This window comes from Clostridium magnum DSM 2767, assembly GCF_001623875.1.
Classification (GTDB): Bacteria; Bacillota; Clostridia; order Clostridiales; family Clostridiaceae; genus Clostridium_AM; species Clostridium_AM magnum.
In genome coordinates this window covers 85809-107147 of sequence record NZ_LWAE01000016.1, presented here as the reverse complement: position 1 = coordinate 107147, position 21339 = coordinate 85809, and the positions used below count along the sequence as shown (strand labels likewise).

Sequence of the window (21339 nt, the reverse complement as noted above, 5' to 3'; positions counted from 1 at the left end):
TAAATGGACTTGTATTTCTGGGAAGCATAGGTGAAATATTCGCACTTACAATGGAAGAGAAAAAAGAATTTATAAGATTTGTTATTAAAACTGTAGATAAGAGAGTGCCAGTTTTAATTGGAACCGGTGGTACTGTAGTAGATGAGGTTATAGAGTTAACAAATTTTGCTGATAACGAAGGAGCAGATGCAGCATTAATTATATCACCTTATTTCTTCAAACTAAGCGATGATAGTCTCTATAATTATTATTCTGAAATAGCACAAAATACGAAACTGCCAATAGTTCTTTATAATTTCCCAGATAGAACAGCAGTAAGTATGGATCCTAAGCTTGTTTTGAAATTGGCAAAAGAATTCACAAATATTGTAGGAATCAAAGATACAGTAGACAATATTAGCCATACAAGACAATTAATAAATATAGTTAAATCAGAACTAAAAGATTTTGCAGTGTTTTCAGGTTTTGATGAATATTTTGTTCCTAACTTGCTTGCAGGTGGAAACGGACTTATCGGCGGATTATCTAATATAGTTCCACAGAAATTTGAAAAACTTTATAAAGCATATACTGAAAGAGATTTTGAGACACTTGAATTATTACAAAGAGATGTAAATGTTTTAATGGGTATTTATACAGTATCAGACTTTTTTATTCCAGCAATTAAAACAGCAAAAATGTTAACAGGATACGATATAAAGCCAATTTGCAAAAGTCCGGCTACAACATTAAGTAATAGCCAAGTAGAAGAAATTAAAGAAATTCTTATAAAAGTAAAAGCTATATAAAAATAAGATGTAATTATAAGAGGGGAGAAAGAGTCTATGAAAATAATGAAAACAATTCAAAAAGTTCCTGGTGGAATGATGGTTGTTCCACTAATACTAGGAGCATTAATTAATACTTTTGCGCCAGGTGCTTTAAAGATTGGTTCTTTTACTACAGCTACTTTTTCAAATGCAGCAGCAGCTACAATAGTAGGTATGCAGTTATTCTTTATAGGTACGGGGTTAAAGCTGAATGAGGCGCCAGAGGCAATCAAAAGAGGGAGTGTTTTACTTATATCAAAATATGCAGCAGGTGCAATACTTGGTATTCTTATCGCCAAAGTATTTGGCCCAGCAGGAATTTTGGGAGTATCAACTTTAGCAATAATTTGCTCTGTTACAGGGGCTAATGGAAGCCTATATCTTGCTTTAATGGGTGAGTATGGAGATTCTAAAGATCTTGCAGCACAAAGTATCATGAATATTCATGATGGTCCCTTCTTGGCTCTTTTAACATTTGGTGTTTCAGGTATGGCTAATATACCGGTGATGTCACTATTTGCAGCTATAGTACCTCTAATAATTGGATGTATACTAGGAAATCTAGATACAGACATAAGAAAGTTCTTTGCACCAGGAGTAGGTTTAGTAATACCATTCATAGGATTTGCACTAGGAGCAGGCATAAACTTCTTTACTATTGTTAAAGCAGGATTTAGCGGAGTGTTATTAGCAGCAATGATATTTATTATTGGAGGAGGATTTGCTATTCTAGGTGACAAACTCATCAGTAGAAGACCTGGATATGCAGGGGCTGCCATAGCAAGTGCAGCAGGAAACACAATTGCGAGTCCAGCAGCACTTGCATTAGTTGATCCAACACTTAAGCCATTTGTTGCATCAGCAACAGCACAAATAGCGGCAGCTGTTGTTATAACAGCTCTTATAGTACCACCTTTTGTTGATTGGATAGCAAAGAAGTATGGAGCACCTAAATTTGAAAAAAATGCAGCTGAAATTGCACTATAAGTAAAAATAAGGAAAAAGAAAGGAAGATATAAATGGAAAATAATATTAATTCATTATTAATAAGCGAAAATGATAGTGTTGCAGTAGTAACTGAAGAATTAAAAGAGGGGGATATTGCCAGATTTAAAGTTGATAATGAAATAAAAACAGTGAGCATAGTACAAAATGTTCCTATATACCACAAGTTTGCTATTATTGACATAAAAGAGGGAGACTTGGTTTATAAATATGGACAAGTCATAGGAAAAGCTACTCAGGATATAAAAAAAGGACAACATTTACACACTCATAATATTACAGGTATTCGTGAACTATTAGAAGATTAATAAAGGGAGGAATTAATTATGAATTTTTTAGGATATGGAAGACCAGATGGAAAAGTAGGTATAAGAAATCATGTATTAGTATTAGCAACTTGTGCATGTTCAAGTGAAACTGCAAGAATAATAGCTAACCAAGTTCAAGGGGCAGTACACATCATAAATCAAAATGGATGTGCTCAGGTTGAAGGTGATTTAAAGATAACAATGGATATATTATCGGGGCTTGCTGCAAATCCAAATGTTTATGGAACCGTTTTAGTTGGACTTGGATGTGAAAACGCTCAACCAAATGATATGTATGAATTGATAAAGTCAAAGACTAATAAACCACTTGTTAGTATAGTTATACAAGAAGAAGGTGGTACTACTGCAACTATAAAGAAGGGTGTAGAGTATGCAAGACAATTTGTTATGGAAGCTTCAATGTTACAAAGAGAAGAGTTTCCGCTATCAGAGCTAATTGTTGCAACTAATTGTGGTGGTTCAGATCCAACATCCGGATTAGCTTCGAATCCAGTGCTTGGTAATGCAAGCGATAGATTAGTTGATTTAGGATCTACTTCAATTCTATGCGAGACTACAGAGTTTATAGGTGCAGAACATGTACTAGCTGAAAAAGCAGCTACTCCAGAAATAAAGGAACAAATTTACCATATAATTAAGAGATATGAAGAACACTTAAAGAATGCTGGAGAAAATTTAAGAAATGGTAATCCTTCTCCAGGGAATAAAGCAGGTGGAATAACTACATTAGAAGAAAAATCATTAGGATGTATACACAAAGGTGGAAATAGACCAATAGTTGAAGTTACAGACTATGGTGTAGGTCCAAGCAAAAAAGGACTTGTTATAATGGATACTCCAGGATATGACATAGCTTCAGTTACAGGACTAGTGGCTGGTGGAGCTCAAATGGTAGTATTTACAACAGGCAGAGGAACACCAACAGGAAATGCGTTAGCTCCAGTTTTAAAGATGACTGCTAATAAGATAACTTATGAAAAGATGAAAGAAAACATGGATTTCGATGCAAGTCCAGTAATAGCAGGTACTAAAAGCGTAGAGGAAATGGGAGAAGAGCTTTTAAAGGAAATAGTGGATGTTGCAAATGGAAAAGTTGTAAAGGCTGAGGCTCTTGGATTTAATGACATTGCTATAAGCAGAGTATGTAACTACGTATAACGGAAGCAAACCATAATAATGGTCTATAAGGTAAGACTGTTAACTGTGAAATTAGATTTTAACAGTCTTATTTATAAAAATTAAACTATTTATTACTTGTGTTAGATAATTAATAAACAGTTAGCAAATAAGAATTAAAGGGAGAATATTTATTATGAGTATTTATTACGTTCCACCAATTAACCTTATTGGAAGGGGCTGTCTTGCAGAGGCAAAAGCACCAATCCAATCTTTAGAAGCGAAGAAAGCGTTTATTGTTAGTGATAAGTTTCTTACTTCTAATGGAACTGTTAAAAAAGTAACTGACATGTTAGAGGAAATCGGAGTTGCATATGTTATTTATAACGATGTGAAGCCTAACCCAACTGTAAATAATGTAAACAATGGTCTAAAGATTCTTAAAGAAGAAAACTGTGATATTGTTATTACTATTGGTGGAGGTTCTCCTCAAGACTGTGGTAAGGCAATTTCTATCCTTGCTACAAACGGCGGGGTTACAAAGGACTATGAAGGAGTAAACAAGACAACTAAGAAATGTCTTCCTATAGTTGCTGTAACAACTACAGCTGGTACTTCTGCAGAAGTTACTATTAACTATGTTATTACTGATGAAGAGCGTCATGTAAAGATGATTATGGTTGATACAAACTCTCTTGCTACCATGACTATAAATGACCCAGAATTAATGATAGGTAAGCCAGCTGGTTTAACAGCTGCTACAGGTATGGATGCATTGACACATGCTATTGAAGCAGTGGTTGCTAAGGGTGCATATGATATTACTGATTCTACTGCGCTTTATGCAATCAAGCAGATTTTTAACTTCTTACCGAGGGCTGTTAAAGATGGTAGCGACATTGAGGCTAGAGAGCAGATGTGCTACGCTTGCTTCTTAAATGGTATTGCTTTCAGTAATGCTGGACTAGGAAATGTTCACGCTATGGCACATCAGTTAGGAGGACTATATGACTTACCACATGGTGTATGTAATGCAATGCTTCTTCCTTATGTTGAGGAGGAAAATGCTAAGGTTGCACCAGTTAAATTCCGCCCAATTGCACAGGTTATTGGTATGAATATAGTAGGCAAATCTGATGAAGAGTGTGTTGATTTTGTAATTGGTAGGATTAAAGCTCTTTCCGAAGAGGTTGGTATTCCTAAGTCTCTAAAGGAAGTTGGAGTGGATAACCCTGACTTTGATAAGCTGGCTGAGTTTGCTATGAAGGATGCTTGCGCAGGTGCTAACCCTGTATTCTTTGATAAAGAAAAATTAATTAAGCTATTTAAGAAGATTGCATAATAACAAATTCTCACATCGTATCCATATTCCTTAAACCAATATATTAAGTGTGATCCGTCAATTAAAGTTATATGTTTGTCTCTATCGAAATTTTCCCAATACATAGTTGCAAGATTTGTTTTTGAATTTAGCTTAGCTAAGATATTTTAAAATTAAATTATAATAAATCTAAACCATAGGTACTTATAATGTTTTAATTATAGGTACCTATGCTCTTTATATAATTTTTTAACATGTCTATAAATACTAGTGTACCTTTTGAGTGACTGATTCCCTTTTGTAAAATATATGAAAAGTTACGAATATATTGATGAGTAGTTTTTAAAATAGAAATTTCTTTATTTATTAGTGCAGTTTCGCTAACAAGAGATGATATAAAAGTAATACCTTGAAAAATCTCTATTAACTAGATGATGATTATAAGGAACGGCAATTACCATTTTATCCTTATAAAAATGATTGGTTACAAAAAATTTCATGATATACTTGAAATAGTTATGACTGACTTGTAAAATAAGACGAAGCAAAAGAGAGGATAATATGATAAAAAACAAGTTAAATAATATAAAGAAAACGTACATTTTAGAAAAACTAAAATCCACATGGGATATAGAAAAACGTTATTGGTATCCACTTGAAAAATGTACTAGGGATGATGTCATTTCTTTTGATTCAGAGTATATTAATAAGTCGGTAAAGATAAGTTTCATAAAATCAATTTTGGAAGAACATGGTGTAGTTAAATTATATGAGTTTAGAGAGCATGGATTAGCATATGAAATAGATAATATTTCAGATTATACTTTATGGCAGAGTGATGATTATTTTATGTATAATGAAGGATTTTGGTTTGATGACACTATGAATTGGATTGATGACTATTCAAAAACAGTTCTTGATGAATCTGAATATATCTATGAAGTCTCACAGAAGCACAACAAAAATGGCCTAGAACTATTAAAGAAGGTACAAAAGGAACTTGGTGATAAATATACTATTTCCTACATTTCTTCAGATAGTTATTTGGGGTAGTTCGGAATCTTCTTATTTTGCTTACTAATGGTGTAACTACGATAGTTAGCCATTAGTAAAATATGATGAATTAAGTCTGCTAATTTTTGCAGAAACTATTAAAAGTAAGTAGAGGTAGATTTGGATGTGTATTTTAAGAATGCTTGGAATATAATCAGTTTTTGTAAAATCAAAGAAGATCAGAAGGAACGATTTGAATATATAAGTCAAAGACTTTTAGGTCGTAAGTGAACGTGTATTCATTTACGGCTTTTTTGCTTTAGGCAAAAAGAATTCTAAGCTTTTAGCAGGCAAAAACAGAGGAGGAGATAGCAATGAATATGTCTCAGCATCGTCTAAACTATATTTTTACTCTACTTCTGAAAAAATATAGTTGACAATTAGTCTAATTAAACTATAATATTTAAGTATCATTAGTCTAATTAGACTAATGATAAATTTGGTGGTTTTTGATATCTAAGAAAATTTACTGAATCAATGAATTAAATAAGTAACTACTTAGTATTTATTGAGAATTGGAAACATTTCTTCATAAATATTAAATGAAGTGGAAACTTGAATCAGATGGAGTTTCATACCCCATCTGATTCTTAGTTGAACGAATCCAGGGACATAGCCGCTCGCAACGTACGCTTTGAAAAAGATGGGAGTATTAGAGCGGGTAGTCATCGGATAAAAGAGAGGATGAAAAAAGTGGTTAAATCGTTTTTAATGTTAGGACAGTCAAATATGGCTGGACGGGGGTTTATTCATGAAGTACCCCCGATTTATAATGAAAGAATACAAATGTTGCGTAATGGTAGATGGCAAATGATGACTGAGCCCATCAATTATGACCGTCCTGTTTCGGGAATAAGTTTAGCGGGTTCATTTTCAGATGCATGGTGTCGTCAAAATCAAGAAGATATTATTGGCTTAATCCCTTGTGCTGAAGGTGGAAGTTCACTGGATGAGTGGGCTGTAGATGAAGTGCTTTTTAGACATGCAATAACTGAAGCTAAATTTGCTATGCAAAGTAGTGAGTTAACAGGGATTCTATGGCATCAAGGAGAAAGTGATAGTGTTAATGGTAACTACAAAGTATATTATAAAAAGTTACTTTTAATTATTGAAGCTCTTAGAAAGGAGTTGAATGCTCCAGATATTCCAGTTATTATTGGTGGCTTAGGAGATTTTTTAGGCAAAGAAGGATTTGGAAAAGGCTGTACTGAATATAATTTCATTAATCAAGAGTTACAAAAATTTGCTTTTGAACAAGATAATTGTTACTTTGTCACTGCTTCAGGTTTAACTTCTAACCCTGATGGTATTCATATTGATGCAATTTCTCAAAGAAAATTTGGTTTACGATATTTTGAAGCCTTTTCCAATAGGCAACATGTATTGAAGCCATTAATTAATGAAAATGAATTGCTAAATTTAAATTATGCCAGAACACATACCAAAGGAGAAAAGATATATATAAAAAGTATAGATTTTGCATTGGGAAAAATATCATATGATGAATTTGCATCTCAAGTCATGCAAATCAACAATGATTAAGCCTTATAATTATGAACTAACTATTAATATAATTTTGAAAAACATAAAGGAGATGTTTTTTTGATACCATTACTAATTTTAGGTTTATTAAAACAAAACCCAGGCTCTTACGGATACGAATTATTAGCCTTAATGGAAGAGAGACACTATAAATATATAGTGAACTTCACTAAAGGGTCATTCTATTATAATCTTCAACAATTAGAAGAAAAACAATATATTAAAAAAATTGACCAACTAGACAATACTAGAGAAACACATAATTATATCATCACTGAACTAGGGGATAAAGAATTTGAAAAATTGATGTATAAGTATGGCTCTAAGACTGAGTATGTAAATTTATCTTTTTATGCAGCAATGCTATTTGCTAATGAATATAAAAGCGAGGAACTAAAAAAGCTAATAGAAATACAAATCGAACAAACTAAACAGAAAATTTTTTTATTAGAAGAATCTCTTGAGCATAATGAAACTATCCCCACTTATTTTAGAAAAATGTTGGAAAATTCACGTTCTCATCACTTAGTAAATGTTCAATGGTTTGAAGGACTGTTAAAAGATATAAGAAATGAAAATTAGTTTATATTGTGTTTACATTCATAGTGTATGCTTATAAAAAGAGGGTGATAGATTTGAATAAGGTTTTAGTTATAGATGATGACGGATATATAAGAGAACTAATTTGTACAGTATTGAAAAACGACGGATTTTCTGTGTCTGAAGCTGTAAACGGCAGGGATGCTTTACAAAAACTTGGAGAGGAAAAAATAGACCTTTGTGTTCTTGACATTATGATGCCACAAATGGACGGCTACGAATTTTGCAAACAAGTACGTAGATATTATGAGGATATGCCAATTTTAATGCTGACCGCCAAAAGCGAACTTTCCCAAAAAGTAAAGGGCTTTGAACTTGGTGCAGACGATTATTTAACAAAACCCTTTGAGGTTGATGAGCTGCTTGTTCGAATAAAAGCACTTCTGAGGCGTTATAAAGTAGTTACTTCACAGACTATTAATATTGGTGATTTAGTCATGGATAAAAGTAGTTATGCTGTCATTAGCAACAATGAAAAATGCGATATACCCATGAAAGAATTTGAACTTCTATTCATGCTTGGAAGTTATCCAGGTAAAACCATTTCTCGTAACCGGTTGATTGAAGAGGTTTGGGGTCTTGATTTTGAAGGAAATGAACGGACACTTGACGTTCATATAAATCGTCTTAGAGAGAAATTTCCGTCTGATGTTTACAAGTTCAAAATTACTACTATTAGGGGACTTGGTTACAGATTGGAGGTCAAAGGTCTAAATGACCTTTGACGGGTAATTTGTGAGGACAAAGTTCTAAATGAACTTTGTCGGGTAAATTGTGAGCGGAAGCGAACGTGTTAATTTACCCCGTGCCCGAAGGGGAGCGAACGGGTTAAATTACCCCGTGTTTCCGACTAAAAGCAATTTGGTAATATGTCAAGAACAAAATGAAAAGAAAATCAAATGATTTCTTTAAAAATGGGTAACCTTAATAAACATACAGTCCAATGAGAAAGTATGTTCGTATAATTTATATAGATTAATCTACTCTATTTGAAGAGTAGAGCTGATTTTTAGCCAGCAATCCAAAAATCATACGAATAAGTTTACGAGATGTTAGCGCGAGTGCTCGTTTGTGCTGATGTGTAGTTACTTCAGCAAATTTCTTCTGATAGAACTCTTGATATTCAGGAATATGGCAAACAACACTTCCTGCAGCTTCTATGAGATAATAGCGTAAATAACGGTTACCAGCTTTGTTCATAGGTGTATTTTCAGCTTTAAAACCTCCAGATTGATTTTCTTTCCACACGATGCCAGCGTATTTAGCAATAGCATCATTACTAGGAAATGCATGCACACTTCCTAATTCAGCAAGAATGCCACTGGAGTAAACAGGGCCAAAACCAGGAATAGACATTAATATTTTGTATTCCACAGGATTCATTCCCATAACAGCTTTTTCAATGGCTTTGTTAATACCTTTAAGTTCTTTATCAAAAGCCTGAATACAGTTGAAAGAACAAGCAATAGAGGTTGTTAATGGCTCATACAAACATTTATCAAGACGGTATGAATTACGTGCAGCTTGCTGCAAAATTTCAGCAGTCATCTGAGGATTAGAAATCCTTTTCCGACTTTTTCTATTGACGAAGTCAACAAGTTCTTCAATTGATGTATTTGCAATATCTTCGGAAGATAGAAATTCAGTAAGTATTGAAGATGCGGTAGCACCGTATTTATTAGAAAAAGGATGATCTTCTCCCTGTAATAATGCAAATTCGCTGAACTTAAGAAATACATTGGATAACATGTAAGTTTTTTCTCTAGTTAAGCATTCAACAATATGAAGTCTGTGCCTTGTAAGTCTTTGCAGAGCAAGATATTGAGAACCACGCCAAGGTTCAATATGAATTCTGCCAACTCTTGCAAAGTCAGCAATAACAAAAGAGTCAATGCCATCATTTTTATCAAGAGAATTAAAGGATTCTTTGTAGTTAGCAACTTCCTTAGGATTCAAGCAGTAAACATAAGGTTTGTAAGTCATAAGTTTTTCACTAGCAGATAAAAAATTGGCTATATGTACTCCATAAAAGGAAGTAGATTCTAAGCCGATTATAACAGCTTTAAAAGTATTGTTTTCTAAAACCTTAACAAGCATGGATTCAAGTTGCTCTGCACCAAATTGCGTATTAGGAACAGGTTTCATCTTAATCAAGAATTCCTGTTCAAAATTAATAGCAGAGACAACATTTTGTCTCGCACCAATATCGATACCAACAAATAGAGTTGATAAGTAATCTAATTTCTTCATGAAATCACCACCTTTCAAAAATAATGAGGAAATTAGAAAGGATTATCCTAATCCAAAGTACTAACTGCAACCTCGCGTAATTAGCATTCATCCAGACGCAAAACCTTGCTGGTGGCTGCGAAAGGAGATGCAACATTTGTGTAAGCAGAATATGATACTTTGGTCAGGCTGCAAGCTTTACAGGCAATAACACAATGTGTTTTGCAGGAGGAATACAGCAGTAACCTTCGCTAAAGTTCCGTTATGACTATTTTAGCATTAGAAAATCCTTTAATAAATAGTAGGTTAAAACAGTATAGATCGGAAAGTATAAGAATCAGCAATACTGAATTGGGAGAATCCCCACTAGAAAAATTGAGATGCTTTCTTAATCTATACAAAATATAAAAAATAAATAAGTTTATAGGCAGTAAATAACTGCTATAAACTTATTATACGAGGAGGAAGCGAAGTGAGAGGAAACTGGCCTTTTGTTTCAGCAATACTAATTTTTCTTACAACATTACTTGGCATTACCAGTGGATATTATATTTGCATATCTGTTTTCAGTCAATCAGAAATTATCCCTTCATATCTAATCTTTATTGTTCAAAGTTTCCTTTCTACTGTGATATATTTTCTGAGCTTGAAAATATATTTCTATTTGCACTGGCGCTTCGCTAATAAAGATAGAAAATTTGACCTTTCACGTTTTAAAGCATTGAGCGGAGCTATTGAAGCCATGAACAAGATAGCCTCCGGTGATTTCAATGTGCTTGTTAAAACAAACGAACTGGACCCTTTTAATGAGGTGGCAGACAATGTCAACAGAATGGCAAAAGAGCTGGGTTCTTTGGAAAAACTGCGGCAAGATTTTATATCAGATGTATCCCACGAAATACAGTCACCGTTAACATCTATTTCAGGGTTTGCGGCACTACTGAGAAAAGGAAATTTAAGCGAGAGCCAAATATCACACTATGCCAATATAATAGAAACCGAAAGCAAACGATTATCCAAACTAAGTGAAAATTTATTAAGATTATCTAATTTGGAATCGGAAGATCATAATTTAAACTTAAAGAAATATCAAATAGACAAGCAAATTGAAAGTATTTTACTCATGCTAGAACCGCAGTGGTCGGCGAAAGGTATCACACTTGACGTCTCTCTTCAGGAAACTATAATATGCGGTGATGAGGATTTATTAAGTCAGGTATTTATAAATTTGCTTCATAATGCTATTAAATTTACACCAAAAAACGGTAGTATAGCCGTTAGCTTATTAGGCAATGAGAACGCAATTGAATGTAAAATCTCCGATACGGGTATAGGTATTTCACCGCAAGATCAGCAGCGAATTTTCGAGCGGTTTTATAAAGCAGATAAATCCCGTGACCGTTCTTTGGGCGGCAACGGACTTGGACTTTCAATAGTAAAAAAGATTATTGATTTACATGGAGGAAAAATATCTCTTACCAGTGAAATTGGAAAAGGTACGGAATTTACTGTTTTGTTACCTAAATAGAAACTAATATGTCAATTACCACAGTCTGAATTAACGGACTGTGGTTTTTCTTTTTGTTTACATTGCGTTTAAACTCCATTTAAGTTCGGTTTAAATTGCAGTCATATACTGTGCTTGTAGAAAACAAACAGGATTTAGAAATAATATTATTTTAAAGTTCCAATTTGTTATTCACACAACGGGAAAGGAGTTTTTTATATGGAAAACATGGAAAATGTAGATCAAAAATCTCTATACTATCTTGAAAAAGCACCTGTTTCTAAAGCAATTATGCATATGGTTATTCCAATGATGCTGAGTCTAATTGCTAACATTATTTATAATATCACGGATGCCTTTTTTATTGGTAAACTTGAAAATACAGCTATGATGGCAGCAGTTACCTTAGCATTACCTTTTTCGGTAATACTCATGGCACTTGGGCAGCTATTTGCAGTAGGTTCAGGGACATATGTTTCTAGACTTTTAGGTGAAGACAATGTAGATGAAATAAAAAAAGTTTCTTCCGTAAATTTCTGGTCATCCATGATAGCTGGAATTATGTTTATGGGCATATGTGTGCCGCTGCTAACTCCTCTTTTACACCTTTTAGGAGCAAGAGGTGATACACTGCTGTACACAAGAGATTATATTAAGGTGTTTGTTATTGGGGCTCCATTTGTTATTGGCAGTTTTTCACTAGGGGAAATTGTTCGTGCAGAAGGGGCATCCACTGACTCAATGATTGGGATGCTACTTGGCATTATAATCAACATAATATTGAATCCGGTTTTTATTTTTAGTTTTCACCTGGGGGTTACGGGATCAGCCTTGGCATCTGTGATTGGTAACATACTATCTGTAGCTTATTTCATCTATTATCTTCAAAAGAAAAGTTCTGTTCAGAGTGTGTCTATTAAAGATTTTAAATGGAGTAGAGAGATTTATATAAATATTTTTAAAGTTGGTGTGTCAGCATTTTTGCTTGATTGTTTTATGGCAGTAACTTGCTTACTATTTAATAATTATTCTACTCTCTATGGGGACAGTGTTGTTGCAGGGCTTGGTATTGCGCAAAGAGTTGTTCAGGCTGTGGATTTTATTGGTATGAGCTTTTCCATGGGAGCAGTACCTTTGATTGCATTTGCCTATTCAGCAAAGAATCAGGAGCGCTTGATGGAAATTATAAAAAAAGTCGTACTATATATGGTGGGCATCACATTAGCGCTTTCTATGATTCTATTTGTACTGAGAGCACAGATAATTGGTATCTTTAGCATTGATCCTAAGGTCATTGCCATTGGACAAACAATTCTCCTAGCTCAGCTTTGCTCTACTCTTTTTGCTGCTCTTTCTGCACTTTTTACAAGCATTTTTCAAGCCTTTGGAACAGGTGTACAATCCACAATTATGTCAGTTGTGAGGGGAATCTTTTTTGTTCCTATTCTGATTTTGGGAAACTTATTATTTACTGTTAATGGTGTTATTTGGGCTAATACAGTTTCAGAGGGATTGGCTTGTATAGTTGGTCTTACAATGTGGCTTATGATTAGACGGAAAAGCTTACAAGAAATCTCTATGAATGAATAAACAAGTTAAATTAATACTAATATTATTATCCCTGAAGATGGAGAAATATTAAATGTTAAATATATCCATAGTTAAATGAAAAAATTTCTGGTATATGATAAACACAAAAAGGTTATTATAATAGTGTAGGGTATGTAACAGTTGAGCCAAGAGTTATATATGCTTCTAACTAGAGGTGTATGTGATTCGGCCAACGATTATATATAGGTTATGAAAGTAGCTTATATATAGTCAGAGGGAAGATTCTATATTGTGGGGAAAAGCTTTAATATAGTCGATTTAATTGATTATATTAAGGTTCCAACTTATGATATAGGGTCGAGCTAAGATTATATGGAGTGTTGAGATGGTTATATATAGTCGAGAGATTATATATAGCTGTGTAGATATTTTATATAGTCGAAGAAACCATTATTATAGGTAATGAACTGCTTTATTATGGTGGAAACATTATAGTGAGGTAATATAAGTTATCTATAGTGGTGCAACTTAGATTGTTGTGTGCTCTTATATGAAGAACTATAAGTGGATTTTTTATTAATTAATCTGCTTATAGTTCTTTTTATTTCAGCATTTCATATTGTAACAAACTTAAAGAAGTTAGTAACAAAGTATTTAAAGTATTCACAACGTTTTACTGTGAAGTTTATAAATTGTTAACAATATTGAGATATAAATGAGACAATTATTTAGTATCATAAATTATATCAGGCCAGCGGTAGCTTGAAATTTATAATATAACCTTTAAAGGTGGAAATGGAGACAAATTATTATGAAACTTAAAGATAAAAATATGTCTAAAAAATCAAGAAAATTTACTGTTTCAACGGCTCTATATATTGTTGCTTCAGTTGTAGCACTTGTTGGAGTTGGATTATTAGTTGATAATGTGTTCTTGTTTAGAGATACTGTTAATCAATATGTTGCTCAGGGGTATCCTGCTGCTACTGTTATGAAGCAATTAATACCAGCACAATTGCTTCCAGGAGTATTTGAACCAATTGGTATATATGGGGGTATCGCATTTGTTTTATTAGGTGCAGGTATGATCAATAAAAAGGTTTCAAGATGCTTAGAATTATTAATTAAAGCTGATGTTTGCGATGATGTTATTAAAGAAAGCATTTTGGAACAAAACAGTATTGATGTAGAAAATTTAGAAATAATCGAACAGGCGGAATTTATAAAGGTTGAAAAAAGTATTAGTAATGGTTAAATTCTATAACTCTCAGACACGAAGGAAAGTCAGTTATAGTAAAAGATGTGCCGGTAGATACCGGAGTATTTTATGCAATAATAGCGGCTGATTATAACATCAAAAGGCAAGGGAATTATAGGTGTTCCCTTGCCTTTTTTTGGATTTACAGAAAATGAGCTGGAAGTAGAAATCAATCCATATATTTTTTGCCCCAAAGACATAGTTCGGTTAGGATATTTTCTAAGGACTTTCCCCTATCAGTAGGCATATACTCTACCTTAGGCGGGATTGTAGCATAAATAATTCTTTTAATAAGACTATCCAGTTCCAAATTTTTCAGTTCTTGAGATAATATCTTATGACTTATATTAGGTATAGATTTTTTTAGCTCACCATATCTTATAGGATAAGTCTTTAGTATATGCCATAATATTATTGCTCTCCACTTACTTCCGATTACAGTCATTGGAAATCCTATTGAACATTTAAAATCTTTTTGCCTTTTCTTTTGATTTGGGAATTTCTCAATCATACCAGTATCCACATCTTATCCTTCTTTCCAAATAGTAAGTATCTGACTAATAAGTGCGTACTTGTATATGCATTCAAGCAAAACTATACTTAATTATATAGTATATAGGTATTAATTACCACAAACTAAGAAAGTATAGGGCTATTTGCAAATATATAATATATTTAAGGAGTAAGTTATGGCAAGAAAATACAACTTATATCAAATTGATTCCTTTACAAAGGAAAAATTCACAGGAAATCCAGCAGGAGTAATAACAAATGCAGATGGATTAACTGATGACGAAATGCAGAGAATTGCTAGAGAGCTTAATAATTCTGAGACAGCATTTATCTTTTCTTCCAATAGCAATGAGTATGATGCTCATGTACGTTTTTTTACCCCAACAAATGAAGTACCAATTTGTGGTCATGCAACTATTGCTGCTCATTATGCCCGTGCTATTGAAAATGGACTAGGTACGTCAAGGGTTTATCATAAGACCGGTGCTGGGATTTTGCCTGTTGATATAGTAAAGGAAAATGGGGATTATAAAATTGTTATGACACAGGGTAAAATTGAGTTTGGCGATATTATTGACAGCATAAATAAAGAAGAACTCTTAGCAGCACTTAATATAAAAAATAGTGATTTGCTGGAAAACTATGAAATTCAGATTGTCTCAACAGGTCATTCCAAGGTTATGGTCGGTATTAAAAGTATTGCAACTTTAAATACACTGCAGCCAGATTATAATGCACTTTCAAAGTTAAGTGAAACCATTAAATGTAATGGATATTATGTTTTTACAGTGAACTCAAAAGATAGCGATATTCTAATACATGGCAGAATGTTTGCACCTGCAATAGGTATTAATGAGGACCCTGTTACTGGAAATGCAAATGGTCCTTTAGGTGCATATCTTGTTCATCATAAACTAGTTAAGCAAAATAATTCTTTGTTCAGCTTCAAGGCTAAGCAGGGTGAAGCTATAGGACGACCAGGTATTATTGAAGTTGAGGTAAAAATAGAAGATGAAAAACCTATACAAGTTAAAGTTTCTGGTAATGCTGTGATAATATTTAAATCCGAATTGTCCTTGAATGATTAAAATACCTTTCTGAAAAAATTTCCAGTATATGATGAACACAAAAAGGCTATTATAATAGCATAGGGTATGTAACAGTTGAGCCAAGAGTTATATATGCTTCTAACTAGAGGTGTATGTGATTCGGCCAACGATTATATATAGGTTATGAAAGTAGCTTATATATAGTCAGAGGGAAGATTCTATATTGTGGGGAAAAGCTTTAATATAGTCGATTTAATTGATTATATTAAGGTTCCAACTTATGATATAGGGTCGAGCTAAGATTATATGGAGTGTTGAGATGGTTATATATAGTCGAAAGATTATATATAGCTGTGTAGATATTTTATATAGTCGAAGGAACCATTATTATAGGTAATGAACTGCTTTATTATGGTGGAAACATCATAGTGAGGTAATGAAGTGGAAACTCGAATCATATGTGTTTTCAAACCCATATGATTCTTAGTTGAACGAATCCAGGGACGTAGCCGCTCTTTACTTTCATTTTGAATAAAATGAAAGCATTAGAGCGGGTAGTCATCGGATATAAGTTATCTATAGTGGTGCAACTTAGATTATTATGTGCTCTGTTATAGAAGAACTGTAAGTGGATTTTTTATTAATTAATCTGCTTATGGTTCTTTTTATTTCAAGTTCAAAGGATATTACTGAGTTAATAAAAAATTGTTTATGTTAATAATTTGTTGGGCTATAATATAATAAAGTATTATTAGAAACATAGAAAAAGTAAGATAGAAAAGGTTTTATGTTGTAATGAGTTATATTGGAGTTTAGAATCCTGATATTGCTAAAGAGAGAGTTAGAGTTAGGATTTTAAAAGGTGGACATGGAAGGAGAGTATTTTAAATGAAAGAGTTTAATGTTACGGGTTTATGTATACCTGAAAAACATTTCATGGTTGATATAGATGGTAAGGTAAAGAAAATTGCTGAAATGGTAGATAAAGGAGCTTATTTTACAGTTAACAGACCAAGACAATTTGGTAAAACTACTACATTTAATCAATTAGTAGAGGAATTAAGCAAAAAATATGTTGTTATTAAGGCAAGTTTTGAAGGCGTTGGAGATGATATATTCAAAACTGAAGAGAAATTCTGTGAGATTATATTTAGTATATTTGCCAAAAGTGTTAGATTTACTAATAAAGAGTTATATGAAAAATTAAAAAGTTATGCAGACAAAACAAGAAATTTTAATGACTTATCTGAAAATATTACTGATATGATTGATGAGTATGGTAATGATATGGTTTTAATTATAGATGAAGTTGATAAAAGCAGTGGTAATAGAGTATTTATGCAGTTTTTAGGTGTACTTAGAAATAAATATTTAGCTATGGCTTCAAAGGAAGATTTAACCTTTAAAAGTGTTATATTAGGTGGAGTAAATGATATTAAGAATATTAAACTTCAAATAAGAGATGAAAAAGATAGAGTTTTTAACTCTCCTTGGAATATAGCTGCAGACTTTAAGATAGATATGTCTTTTTCTTCTGAAGAAATTGAAACAATGCTTAATGAGTATGTAAATGAAAGCGAAATAGATATGGATGTAAAGCTTTTGTCTAAAGCGATAAGAAATTTTACCAGTGGATATCCTTACCTTGTAAGCAGACTCTGTAAAAATATTGATGAATATCTCGGCAGAGAATGGACATTAAAAGGACTTGAAAGATCTATCAAAATGACATTAAATGAACATAATACTCTTTTTGATGATGTTATTAAAAATATTGAAAACTATGATGAAATAAAAACAGTAGTTTATCAGATATTAGTAGAAGGAAAACAAATTCCTTATAATCCTTTTGTTTATGAAAAGGGATTGATGTACGGAATACTATCAGAATATGAGGGTAAGCTTACTATGAATAATAAGATTTTTGAAATGTTATTATATGATTACCTTATTGCTCAGAAGGATATCCAAGAAACAGCAGCAAAATTTACACAAGTAGATAAGAATGAAGTCTTAGATGATGAAGATTTAAATATGGAAAAAGTTCTATTAAAATTCCAGGAATTTATGTATGAACAGTATAGAGAAGAAGATGAACACTTTTATGAAACTAACGGAAGACTAATATTTCTAGCATACTTAAAGCCTATTTTAAATGGAAAAGGCTTTAGCTTTGTAGAACCTCAAACAAGAAAAAATAAACGAATGGATGTAGTAATTACTTATGGAAATAAAAAGTACATAGTAGAACTTAAAATATGGAATGGTGAAGTTTACAGAGAAAAAGGGGTACATCAGCTTGGAGAATATATGATAGAGCAAGGGGTAAAAGAAGGATATTTATTAACTTTTAACTTTAATAAAAATAAAAAATATACTGCTGGGTGGATCAAAGAAGAGGAAAAAAGAATATTTGAAGTGATGGTTTAACTTATATTATAGGTAATGAACTGCTTTATTATGGTGGAAATATCATAGTGAGGTAATGAAGTGGAAACTTGAATCATATGTGTTTTCAAACCCATATGATTCTTAGTTGAACGAATCCAGGGACGAAGCCGCTCTTTACTTTCATTTTGAATAAAATGAAAGTATTAGAGCGGGTAGTCATCGGATATAAGTTATCTATAGTGGTGCAACTTAGATTGTTGTGTGCTCTGATATGAAAGAACCATAAGTAGATTTTTTATAAATTAATCTGCTTATGGTTCTTTTTACTAGAGGATAAAACACTCAAATTTATCATCATATTTTGTAGGCATAAACTCAATTATTTCATATTCAGCAATCTTTTTTTCATAGAAGGGATCTTCTTTAATTATTTCCTCCACCTCATTAATATGTGAAGCTTTACAAAGTATAACACCGCCTGTTCTTGGATTCCTCCTACCAGAACATATAAACTTTTGTAAGGAATAATATTTTTCTAGATAGGCTATGTGAGAATTTAGTTCTCTTTCAACATCCTCAATAGGCTTTATATATTTTAAAAGCAAAATAAACATTTCTAATTACCTCCATTTTCATATTTCATCTTTTTACCAGTTTTCATAATGAACTATTTCTTCAAGTTTTTTTCTAGGGCGAGCTTTTGGCGTTTCATCAGCATATCCAACAGTAATAATACTAACTACATATTTATCAGAAGGTATGTTTAATAGAGGTCTGATTTCTTCTTGAGTAAACCATGCAACCCAACAAGTCCCCAAACCTAAACTCTCTGCTTCAAGCACTAAATGCTCTATGGAAATTGAAGCATCTCTTATTATTTGTTTGACTTCCTCTTCAGGGCTACACTCATCAACATGAATAGGTACATCATCATTTATTCTACAACGTATATCAGCTACACATACAATAAAAACTGGAGCGGAGAGCATCCATTTTTGATTGTGAGATACTTGTGATAACTTTTGTCTATTCAAATCTGATTTTATCACAATGAAATGGCAGGGTTGAGTATTACTGCCAGTTGGTGCTAGCCGAGCACTATCAAGTAATTGGAAAATTTTCTCGTCTTCTACTGATTTATCAACGTATTTTCGTATACTTCTACGAGTTCTAATTTCTTTAATCATAACAGTTCCTCCTCGTATAATAAGTTTATAGCAGTTATTTACTGCCTATAAACTTATTTATTTTTTATATTTTGTATAGATTAAGAAAGCATCTCAATTTTTCTAGTGGGGATTCTCCCAATTCAGTATTGCTGATTCTTATACTTTCCGATCTATACTGTTTTAACCTACTATTTATTAAAGGATTTTCTAATGCTAAAATAGTCATAACGGAACTTTAGCGAAGGTTACTGCTGTATTCCTCCTGCAAAACACATTGTGTTATTGCCTGTAAAGCTTGCAGCCTGACCAAAGTATCATATTCTGCTTACACAAATGTTGCATCTCCTTTCGCAGCCACCAGCAAGGTTTTGCGTCTGGATGAATGCTAATTACGCGAGGTTGCAGTTAGTACTTTGGATTAGGATAATCCTTTCTAATTTCCTCATTATTTTTGAAAGGTGGTGATTTCATGAAGAAATTAGATTACTTATCAACTCTATTTGTTGGTATCGATATTGGTGCGAGACAAAATGTTGTCTCTGCTATTAATTTTGAACAGGAATTCTTGATTAAGATGAAACCTGTTCCTAATACGCAATTTGGTGCAGAGCAACTTGAATCCATGCTTGTTAAGGTTTTAGAAAACAATACTTTTAAAGCTGTTATAATCGGCTTAGAATCTACTTCCTTTTATGGAGTACATATAGCCAATTTTTTATCTGCTAGTGAAAAACTTATGACTTACAAACCTTATGTTTACTGCTTGAATCCTAAGGAAGTTGCTAACTACAAAGAATCCTTTAATTCTCTTGATAAAAATGATGGCATTGACTCTTTTGTTATTGCTGACTTTGCAAGAGTTGGCAGAATTCATATTGAACCTTGGCGTGGTTCTCAATATCTTGCTCTGCAAAGACTTACAAGGCACAGACTTCATATTGTTGAATGCTTAACTAGAGAAAAAACTTACATGTTATCCAATGTATTTCTTAAGTTCAGCGAATTTGCATTATTACAGGGAGAAGATCATCCTTTTTCTAATAAATACGGTGCTACCGCATCTTCAATACTTACTGAATTTCTATCTTCCGAAGATATTGCAAATACATCAATTGAAGAACTTGTTGACTTCGTCAATAGAAAAAGTCGGAAAAGGATTTCTAATCCTCAGATGACTGCTGAAATTTTGCAGCAAGCTGCACGTAATTCATACCGTCTTGATAAATGTTTGTATGAGCCATTAACAACCTCTATTGCTTGTTCTTTCAACTGTATTCAGGCTTTTGATAAAGAACTTAAAGGTATTAACAAAGCCATTGAAAAAGCTGTTATGGGAATGAATCCTGTGGAATACAAAATATTAATGTCTATTCCTGGTTTTGGCCCTGTTTACTCCAGTGGCATTCTTGCTGAATTAGGAAGTGTGCATGCATTTCCTAGTAATGATGCTATTGCTAAATACGCTGGCATCGTGTGGAAAGAAAATCAATCTGGAGGTTTTAAAGCTGAAAATACACCTATGAACAAAGCTGGTAACCGTTATTTACGCTATTATCTCATAGAAGCTGCAGGAAGTGTTGTTTGCCATATTCCTGAATATCAAGAGTTCTATCAGAAGAAATTTGCTGAAGTAACTACACATCAGCACAAACGAGCACTCGCGCTAACATCTCGTAAACTTATTCGTATGATTTTTGGATTGCTGGCTAAAAATCAGCTCTACTCTTCAAATAGAGTAGATTAATCTATATAAATTATACGAACATACTTTCTCATTGGACTGTATGTTTATTAAGGTTACCCATTTTTAAAGAAATCATTTGATTTTCTTTTCATTTTGTTCTTGACATATTACCAAATTGCTCTTTAGGGTGACAGAGGAGTGTTTCTAGTGTCA

The 21339-nt window shown here is 32.8% G+C and carries 19 protein-coding genes; 15 read left to right on the top strand and 4 right to left on the bottom strand.

Annotated features, from left to right (window positions below; translation table 11 throughout):
- From CLMAG_RS29170 to CLMAG_RS29130, 9 genes are all read left to right on the top strand, one after another.
- On the top strand, positions 1–788 hold a 788-nt coding region (locus CLMAG_RS29170), incomplete at its 5' end, for a dihydrodipicolinate synthase family protein (protein ID WP_066630929.1).
- 36 nt (positions 789–824) lie between these two features.
- Complete coding sequence (locus tag CLMAG_RS29165; RefSeq protein WP_066630926.1) at positions 825–1796, top strand: 2-keto-3-deoxygluconate permease; 972 nt, start codon at positions 825–827, stop codon at positions 1794–1796.
- A gap of 32 nt (positions 1797–1828) precedes the next feature.
- The gene (locus CLMAG_RS29160) at positions 1829–2122 is read left to right on the top strand and encodes a UxaA family hydrolase (protein WP_066630923.1); all 294 of its coding nucleotides are present in this window, start codon (positions 1829–1831) and stop codon (positions 2120–2122) included.
- An 18-nt stretch (positions 2123–2140) separates the two neighbouring features.
- Complete coding sequence (locus CLMAG_RS29155) at positions 2141–3301, top strand: UxaA family hydrolase (RefSeq protein ID WP_066630921.1); 1161 nt, start codon at positions 2141–2143, stop codon at positions 3299–3301.
- 154 nt (positions 3302–3455) lie between these two features.
- Entirely contained in the window at positions 3456–4601 is a 1146-nt protein-coding gene (locus CLMAG_RS29150) for an iron-containing alcohol dehydrogenase (RefSeq protein ID WP_066630920.1), read from the top strand.
- 540 nt (positions 4602–5141) lie between these two features.
- The gene (locus tag CLMAG_RS29145) at positions 5142–5633 is read left to right on the top strand and encodes a hypothetical protein (RefSeq protein WP_066630409.1); all 492 of its coding nucleotides are present in this window, start codon (positions 5142–5144) and stop codon (positions 5631–5633) included.
- Between the two features lie 693 nt (positions 5634–6326).
- Positions 6327–7175: a sialate O-acetylesterase gene (locus tag CLMAG_RS29140; protein WP_066630933.1), complete on the top strand. Its 849-nt coding sequence runs from the start codon at positions 6327–6329 to the stop codon at positions 7173–7175.
- A gap of 60 nt (positions 7176–7235) precedes the next feature.
- Entirely contained in the window at positions 7236–7757 is a 522-nt protein-coding gene (locus CLMAG_RS29135; RefSeq protein ID WP_066630918.1) for a PadR family transcriptional regulator, read from the top strand.
- A gap of 53 nt (positions 7758–7810) precedes the next feature.
- Positions 7811–8500, top strand: coding sequence for a response regulator transcription factor (locus tag CLMAG_RS29130; protein ID WP_066630916.1), 690 nt, complete (start codon positions 7811–7813; stop codon positions 8498–8500).
- 250 nt (positions 8501–8750) lie between these two features.
- Here CLMAG_RS29130 and CLMAG_RS29125 read toward each other — a convergent pair whose 3' ends face one another.
- Positions 8751–10025, bottom strand: coding sequence for an IS110 family RNA-guided transposase (locus CLMAG_RS29125; protein WP_066616512.1), 1275 nt, complete (start codon positions 10023–10025; stop codon positions 8751–8753).
- Between the two features lie 451 nt (positions 10026–10476).
- Between CLMAG_RS29125 and CLMAG_RS29120 the strand changes: the two genes are divergently transcribed.
- From CLMAG_RS29120 to CLMAG_RS29110, 3 genes are all read left to right on the top strand, one after another.
- Complete coding sequence (locus CLMAG_RS29120) at positions 10477–11532, top strand: sensor histidine kinase (protein WP_066630914.1); 1056 nt, start codon at positions 10477–10479, stop codon at positions 11530–11532.
- Positions 11533–11730: 198 nt separating this feature from the next.
- Positions 11731–13101 (top strand): MATE family efflux transporter, encoded by a 1371-nt coding sequence (locus CLMAG_RS29115; RefSeq protein ID WP_066630912.1) that lies wholly within the window; start codon positions 11731–11733, stop codon positions 13099–13101.
- A gap of 772 nt (positions 13102–13873) precedes the next feature.
- Positions 13874–14317, top strand: a complete 444-nt coding sequence (locus tag CLMAG_RS29110) for a hypothetical protein (protein ID WP_066630910.1) — start codon at positions 13874–13876, stop codon at positions 14315–14317.
- Between the two features lie 172 nt (positions 14318–14489).
- Here CLMAG_RS29110 and CLMAG_RS29105 read toward each other — a convergent pair whose 3' ends face one another.
- Positions 14490–14831 (bottom strand): winged helix-turn-helix transcriptional regulator, encoded by a 342-nt coding sequence (locus CLMAG_RS29105; RefSeq protein WP_066630931.1) that lies wholly within the window; start codon positions 14829–14831, stop codon positions 14490–14492.
- A 178-nt stretch (positions 14832–15009) separates the two neighbouring features.
- Between CLMAG_RS29105 and CLMAG_RS29100 the strand changes: the two genes are divergently transcribed.
- The gene (locus CLMAG_RS29100; protein ID WP_066630905.1) at positions 15010–15921 is read left to right on the top strand and encodes a PhzF family isomerase; all 912 of its coding nucleotides are present in this window, start codon (positions 15010–15012) and stop codon (positions 15919–15921) included.
- Between the two features lie 849 nt (positions 15922–16770).
- Positions 16771–18312, top strand: coding sequence for an AAA-like domain-containing protein (locus CLMAG_RS29095; RefSeq protein ID WP_066630903.1), 1542 nt, complete (start codon positions 16771–16773; stop codon positions 18310–18312).
- A 287-nt stretch (positions 18313–18599) separates the two neighbouring features.
- On the opposite strand, the gene CLMAG_RS29090 is transcribed toward CLMAG_RS29095, so the two are convergent.
- Together CLMAG_RS29090 and CLMAG_RS29085 are read right to left on the bottom strand one after the other, a co-directional pair.
- A complete protein-coding gene (locus CLMAG_RS29090) occupies positions 18600–18887 on the bottom strand; it encodes a YciI family protein (protein ID WP_066630901.1) in 288 nt (95 codons plus the stop codon).
- 33 nt (positions 18888–18920) lie between these two features.
- Positions 18921–19460, bottom strand: a complete 540-nt coding sequence (locus CLMAG_RS29085; RefSeq protein WP_066630899.1) for a nitroreductase family protein — start codon at positions 19458–19460, stop codon at positions 18921–18923.
- 451 nt (positions 19461–19911) lie between these two features.
- On the opposite strand from CLMAG_RS29085, the gene CLMAG_RS29080 reads away from it, so the two are divergent.
- Positions 19912–21186, top strand: coding sequence for an IS110 family RNA-guided transposase (locus CLMAG_RS29080; protein WP_066616512.1), 1275 nt, complete (start codon positions 19912–19914; stop codon positions 21184–21186).
- Positions 21187–21339 lie beyond the last annotated feature (153 nt).

What these genes read in the sequence shown, in the direction of transcription:
- CLMAG_RS29165 (WP_066630926.1), top strand. Translation starts at nt 825, where the DNA reads ATGAAAATAATGAAAACAATTCAAAAAGTTCCTGGTGGAATGATGGTT.
- CLMAG_RS29160 (WP_066630923.1), top strand. Translation starts at nt 1,829, where the DNA reads ATGGAAAATAATATTAATTCATTATTAATAAGCGAAAATGATAGTGTT.
- CLMAG_RS29155 (WP_066630921.1), top strand. Translation starts at nt 2,141, where the DNA reads ATGAATTTTTTAGGATATGGAAGACCAGATGGAAAAGTAGGTATAAGA.
- CLMAG_RS29150 (WP_066630920.1), top strand. Translation starts at nt 3,456, where the DNA reads ATGAGTATTTATTACGTTCCACCAATTAACCTTATTGGAAGGGGCTGT.
- CLMAG_RS29145 (WP_066630409.1), top strand. Translation starts at nt 5,142, where the DNA reads ATGATAAAAAACAAGTTAAATAATATAAAGAAAACGTACATTTTAGAA.
- CLMAG_RS29125 (WP_066616512.1), bottom strand. Translation starts at nt 10,025, where the DNA reads ATGAAGAAATTAGATTACTTATCAACTCTATTTGTTGGTATCGATATT.
- CLMAG_RS29115 (WP_066630912.1), top strand. Translation starts at nt 11,731, where the DNA reads ATGGAAAACATGGAAAATGTAGATCAAAAATCTCTATACTATCTTGAA.
- CLMAG_RS29110 (WP_066630910.1), top strand. Translation starts at nt 13,874, where the DNA reads ATGAAACTTAAAGATAAAAATATGTCTAAAAAATCAAGAAAATTTACT.
- CLMAG_RS29105 (WP_066630931.1), bottom strand. Translation starts at nt 14,831, where the DNA reads ATGATTGAGAAATTCCCAAATCAAAAGAAAAGGCAAAAAGATTTTAAA.
- CLMAG_RS29100 (WP_066630905.1), top strand. Translation starts at nt 15,010, where the DNA reads ATGGCAAGAAAATACAACTTATATCAAATTGATTCCTTTACAAAGGAA.
- CLMAG_RS29095 (WP_066630903.1), top strand. Translation starts at nt 16,771, where the DNA reads ATGAAAGAGTTTAATGTTACGGGTTTATGTATACCTGAAAAACATTTC.
- CLMAG_RS29090 (WP_066630901.1), bottom strand. Translation starts at nt 18,887, where the DNA reads ATGTTTATTTTGCTTTTAAAATATATAAAGCCTATTGAGGATGTTGAA.
- CLMAG_RS29085 (WP_066630899.1), bottom strand. Translation starts at nt 19,460, where the DNA reads ATGATTAAAGAAATTAGAACTCGTAGAAGTATACGAAAATACGTTGAT.
- CLMAG_RS29080 (WP_066616512.1), top strand. Translation starts at nt 19,912, where the DNA reads ATGAAGAAATTAGATTACTTATCAACTCTATTTGTTGGTATCGATATT.